This window comes from Albidovulum sp., from assembly GCF_049646345.1.
Lineage (GTDB): Bacteria > Pseudomonadota > Alphaproteobacteria > Rhodobacterales > Rhodobacteraceae > Albidovulum.
On the sequence record NZ_JBARVQ010000862.1, the window covers coordinates 1 to 5,713 of the forward strand.

Sequence of the window (5,713 nt, forward strand, 5' to 3'; positions counted from 1 at the left end):
ACTCGGTGCATGAGGCGAAGCGCGCGACCGAGGCGAATGCCTCCGTCATCTACGTCCCGCCCCCGTTCGCGGCGGATTCGATCCTTGAGGCCATCGATGCCGAAATGCCGCTGATCGTCTGCATCACCGAAGGCATCCCTGTCCTCGACATGATGAAGGTCAAGCGCGCACTTCAGGGCTCCAAATCCAAGCTCATCGGCCCGAACTGCCCCGGTGTCATCACGCCGGGCGAATGCAAGATCGGCATCATGCCCGGCCATATCCACAAGCGGGGCTCTGTGGGCGTCGTCAGCCGCTCGGGCACGCTGACCTATGAAGCCGTGAAGCAGACCACCGATGTGGGCCTCGGCCAGAGCACCTGCGTCGGCATCGGCGGCGACCCGATCAAGGGGACGGAACATCTCGACGTGCTCGAATGGTTCCTTGCCGATGATGAGACCGAAAGCATCATCATGATCGGCGAGATCGGTGGCGCGGCCGAAGAGGAAGCGGCACAGTTCCTGAAGGACGAGGCGAAACGCGGCCGCAAGAAACCGGTCGCGGGCTTCATCGCTGGCCGCACCGCCCCTCCGGGCCGTCGCATGGGGCACGCAGGCGCCATCGTCGCCGGCGGCAAGGGCGGTGCCGAGGAAAAGATCGAGGCGATGAAATCGGCGGGCATCGTCGTGGCCGACAGCCCGGCGACCCTCGGCGAAGCCGTCCTCAAGGCCATCGGTTGAGTTTCACGCCGCCCCGGTCCAGGCTGGGGCGGCGTAAGGAAGGGTAACGAAAATGCCGATCTTCCGAATTGGCGACAAGCTTCACTACTACGCCCATGTCCCGAAATGCGGCGGCTCGTCGGTCGAGGCCTATCTAAGGACCCGCTTTGGCGGCCTTGCATTCCTCAACACCCGCTATCTTGACCTGCCCGAGCATGCGCGCTGGACCAGGTCCTCACCCCAACACCTCGCGCTTGAGGATTTCCACCGGCTGATCCCGGCGGACTGGATCGTCTCATCCTTCGCGGTGGTGCGGCACCCGGTCAAACGGCTGGTCAGCGCCTTCCAGTTTCAGGTGGAGGTGGAGGGGACCGTGGCGGCACTCTGGTCCATTGATGAGTTCTTCGACGACTGGCTGAAACGGGCGGAGGGCGAGCCGTTCCTCTACGACAACCACCTGCGACCGCAATCGGATATCGTGCCCGAAGGGGCGGTGGTCTTCCGGCTGGAAGAGGGGATGGCCCCCCTCGTCGCCCATTTCGACGCGCTGGCCGGGGATACGAACGGCGCGCGTGAGATCCCCAAGGAAAACGTGCGCAAGAAGGGCATGGCGCCCGATGCGGGGCGCATGACGCCCTCGCCCGAAACCCTGACCCGGATCGCCAGCTATTACGCCGAGGATTTCCGACGCTTTGGCTATTCCATCGACGACACCGCCAAACCCGCAGCCAAGCCCCCAGCACCCAAAGGCCTGATGAACCGCCTCGTCGGCGCGCTCTCCGGAGGGCGGGGATGAGCACGGTCCGGTCCATATCGGCTTGCTTGCGCAAGTCCTTCACTTTTGATGGCCGTTCATCGCGGTCAGAGTTCTGGTCGTTCGCCCCGGTCGGATTTGCCTTGCCCCTGCTGGCTGCATGGCTTGCGCCGCCTTCGATCGATGGACTCGGCTCTTTGACAATTAAGGTGCTGACTGTCGCGATAGCGTCCATACCTCTCCTTGCGGCAGCGGCCCGACGAACTCAGGATACTGGACTACCTTCCGGTGATCTTTGGCTTGGCCTCAAACCCACGTTCATAGTCTTGCTCAGTGGTTGGCTGGCATATTTCAGTTTCTTCAAAGGACACCCTTTAGGTGCCACTCTCAGAATCCCGTTGGTCGGTGTTCCGTCATTTCTCGTTCTCTCCGTGTACGTGTTTCTGGCACCGGGCACCCTTGGCTCGACTTTGGGCCAACTCCTGCTGCCCTCCCAACCCGGCCCCAATAAATACGGTCCCAACCCAATCGAGGTGACCCCATGACCGACCAAAGCCCCAACGACCAGTTCCACGCCTCCTCGTTCCTGCAAGGGGCGAATGCCGAATATGTCGAACAGCTCTATGCCCGCTTCGCCAGTGATCCCGCATCGGTCGATGCGACCTGGGCCGCGTTCTTCCGCTCGCTGGGCGATGCGGAAAACGATGTCAGGCGCGAGGCGAAGGGTGCCACATGGGAACGGCCCGACTGGCCGCCGATGCCCGCCGACGACCTGACCGCCGCGCTGACCGGCGAATGGCCGATTGCCGCGCAGGAGATGAAGGGCGCGGGCGACAAGATCAAGGCTAAAGCCGCCGATATGGGCGTTGTCGTCAGCGACGATCAGGTCAAGCAGGCGGTCTTGGATTCCATCCGCGCCCTCATGATCATCCGTGCCTACCGAATCCGGGGCCACCTGGTGGCCGATCTCGACCCTCTGGGCATGCGCACCGAGACCCCGCATCCGGAACTTGACCCGAAATCCTACGGTTTCGCCGATGCCGACATGGACCGGCCGATTTTCATCGACAAGGTTCTGGGCCTCGAACATGCCTCGATGCGCGAGATCATCGCCATCGTGAAACGCACCTATTGCGGCACCTTCGCGCTGCAATACATGCATATCTCGAACCCGGTCGAGGCCGGCTGGCTGAAAGAGCGGATCGAAGGCTTCGGCAAGGAGATCCAGTTTACCCGCGAGGGCCGCAAGGCGATCCTCAACAAGCTGGTTGAGGCCGAAGGGTTCGAGAAGTTCCTGCATGTGAAATACATGGGCACCAAGCGCTTTGGCCTTGATGGCGGCGAGGCGCTGATCCCGGCGATGGAGCAGATCGTCAAGCGCGGCGGCAGTCTTGGTGTGCGCGACATCATCGTCGGCATGCCGCATCGCGGTCGTCTTTCTGTGCTGGCCAATGTGATGGCCAAACCCTACCGGGCGATCTTCAACGAATTTCAGGGCGGCAGCTTCAAACCCGAGGATGTCGACGGGTCAGGCGATGTGAAATACCATCTCGGTGCGTCCTCGGACCGGGAATTCGACGGCAATTCGGTGCACCTGTCGCTGACCGCCAACCCGAGCCATCTTGAGGCGGTGAACCCGGTCGTGCTGGGCAAGGCGCGCGCCAAGCAGGCGCAACTGAACGATGCCGACCGGACCCAAGTGCTGCCGATCCTATTGCATGGTGACGCGGCCTTTGCCGGACAAGGCGTTGTGGCCGAATGTTTCGGCCTTTCGGGCCTGACCGGCCACCGCACCGGCGGCACGATGCATATCGTCGTCAACAACCAGATCGGTTTCACCACCGCGCCGCATTTCAGCCGTTCGTCGCCCTACCCGACCGACATCGCTTTGATGGTCGAGGCGCCGATCTTCCACGTCAATGGCGACGATCCCGAGGCGGTTGTCCACGCCGCCAAGGTCGCCACCGAATTCCGCCAGAAGTTCCACAAGGACGTCGTCATCGACATCTTCTGCTACCGCCGCTTCGGTCACAACGAAGGCGATGAGCCGATGTTCACCAACCCGGCGATGTACAAGACGATCAAGACCCACAAGACCACGCTGCAGCTTTATACCGAACGGCTGGTCAAGGACGGCCTGATCCCGGAAGGCGAGATCGAGGATATGAAGGCCGCCTTCCAGGCCCATCTGAACGAAGAGTTCGAAACCGGCAAGAACTTCAAGCCGAACAAGGCCGACTGGCTTGATGGCCGCTGGTCGCATCTCGACCGCGAGGGTGAGGAATATACCCCCGGCAAGACCGCGATCACCAAGAAGCTGATGGGCGAGATCGGCGATGCGCTGACCCGTGTGCCCGACGGCTTCGACATCCACAAGACCGTGGCACGCCAGCTTGACGGCAAGGCCGGGATGTTCAAATCGGGCGCGGGGTTCGACTGGGCCACCGCCGAGGCACTGGCCTTCGGCTCGCTCCTGACCGAAGGTTATCCGGTTCGCCTTTCCGGGCAGGACTGCACGCGCGGCACGTTCAGCCAGCGCCATTCGGCCTTCATCGACCAGACGACCGAGGAACGCCACTATCCGCTCAATCACATCAAGGCGGGCCAGTCGCGCTATGAGGTCATCGACTCGATGCTCTCGGAATATGCGGTGCTTGGCTTCGAATACGGCTATTCGCTGGCGGAACCGAACGCGCTGGTGATGTGGGAGGCGCAGTTCGGCGACTTCGCCAATGGCGCGCAGATCATGTTCGACCAGTTCGTCTCGTCCGGCGAAAGCAAATGGCTGCGCATGTCGGGCCTCGTCTGCCTTCTGCCGCACGGGTTTGAGGGGCAAGGGCCGGAACACTCGTCGGCGCGGCTTGAACGCTTCCTCCAGCAATGCGCGCAGGACAACTGGATCGTCGCCAACTGCTCGACGCCCGCGAACTATTTCCACATCCTGCGCCGTCAGCTGCACCGGACCTTCCGCAAACCGCTGATCCTGATGACGCCGAAATCGCTTCTGCGCCACCCGATGTGCATCTCGGATGCAGGCGACTTCACCACCGGCTCGACCTTCCACCGCGTCCTCTGGGACGACGCGCAAAAGGGCCATTCGGACCTGAAGCTGAAACCGGATGACAAGATCAGGCGGGTGGTGATGTGCTCGGGCAAGGTCTATTTCGACCTTCTGGCCGAGCGCGACGCGCGCGGGCTCGACGATGTGTACCTTCTGCGGCTCGAACAGTTCTATCCCTTCCCGGCGCAATCCGTGGTCAAGGAACTGGGCCGCTTCAAGAATGCCGATGTGATCTGGTGTCAGGAAGAACCCAAGAACCAGGGCGCCTGGACCTTCGTCGAACCCAATATCGAATGGGTCCTGACCCGGATCGGCGCCAAGGTGTCGCGCCCGCGTTATGCCGGACGCGCCGCCTCCGCCTCACCCGCGACGGGGCTTTCCAGCCGCCACAAGTTCGAACAGGAGGCGCTCGTGAACGATGCCCTCACCATAGGAGACGCAAGCTGATGACCACCGAAGTCCGCGTCCCCACGCTTGGCGAAAGCGTCTCCGAGGCGACCGTGGCCACCTGGTTCAAGAAACCGGGCGATACGGTCGCCATGGACGAAATGCTGTGCGAGCTGGAAACCGACAAGGTGACGGTCGAGGTCCCCTCGCCCGCCGCCGGCACGCTGGCCGAGATTGTCGCGAACGAAGGCGATACGGTCGGCGTCAACGCGCTCTTGGCGCAGATATCCGCAACAGGCGCCGCCCCGGCGCCCGCGAAACCACAAAAAGGCGCCGAAGCCGCGCCGCAAGCCGAAGAGGGCAAGATGGCTGGGAAAAACGTTGACGTGATGGTGCCGACCCTCGGCGAAAGCGTGACCGAGGCGACTGTCTCCACCTGGTTCAAGAAGGTCGGCGACAGCGTCGCGGTCGATGAGATGCTGTGCGAGCTGGAGACCGACAAGGTCTCGGTCGAGGTTCCCTCGCCCGTCGCCGGTACGCTGGCCGAAATCGTCGCCGCCGAAGGGGCCACGGTCGATGCCAAGGCCCGCCTCGCGGTGATCGCCGAAGGGGCTGCGGGTGCTGCCCCGGCCAAGGCTGAACCCGCCGCCGCAGCCCCCGCGCCCGCCGCCAAGGGCAAGGATGTCGAAGACGCACCCTCGGCGAAAAAGGCGATGGCCGAGGCCGGACTTTCTGCCGATCAGGTCGCAGGTTCCGGCAAGGATGGCCGCATCATGAAGGACGATGTCGCCAAGGCCGCCGCGGGGGCAGCCC

The 5,713-nt window shown here is 63.1% G+C and carries 5 protein-coding genes; all 5 read left to right on the forward strand.

All coding sequences use genetic code 11. From position 1 onward, the window contains the following. A partial coding sequence (gene sucD / locus WBB85_RS22560; RefSeq protein ID WP_432640810.1) for a succinate--CoA ligase subunit alpha occupies positions 1-719 on the forward strand: 719 nt, incomplete at its 5' end. A 52-nt stretch (positions 720-771) separates the two neighbouring features. Continuing rightward, on the forward strand, positions 772-1,494 hold the full coding sequence (locus WBB85_RS22565; RefSeq protein WP_432640811.1) for a sulfotransferase family 2 domain-containing protein: 723 nt from the start codon (positions 772-774) through the stop codon (positions 1,492-1,494). After that, positions 1,491-1,997 (forward strand): DUF805 domain-containing protein, encoded by a 507-nt coding sequence (locus tag WBB85_RS22570; RefSeq protein WP_432640812.1) that lies wholly within the window; start codon positions 1,491-1,493, stop codon positions 1,995-1,997. The genes WBB85_RS22565 and WBB85_RS22570 overlap by 4 nt, the downstream gene beginning before the upstream one ends. Further along, positions 1,994-4,960 carry a 2-oxoglutarate dehydrogenase E1 component gene (locus WBB85_RS22575; protein ID WP_432640813.1) on the forward strand — a complete coding sequence of 989 codons (2,967 nt, stop codon included), beginning with the start codon at positions 1,994-1,996 and terminating at the stop codon, positions 4,958-4,960. Before WBB85_RS22570 ends, WBB85_RS22575 begins: the two co-directional genes overlap by 4 nt. Continuing rightward, a partial coding sequence (locus WBB85_RS22580; RefSeq protein WP_432640814.1) for a biotin/lipoyl-containing protein occupies positions 4,960-5,713 on the forward strand: 754 nt, incomplete at its 3' end. The genes WBB85_RS22575 and WBB85_RS22580, both read left to right, overlap by 1 nt.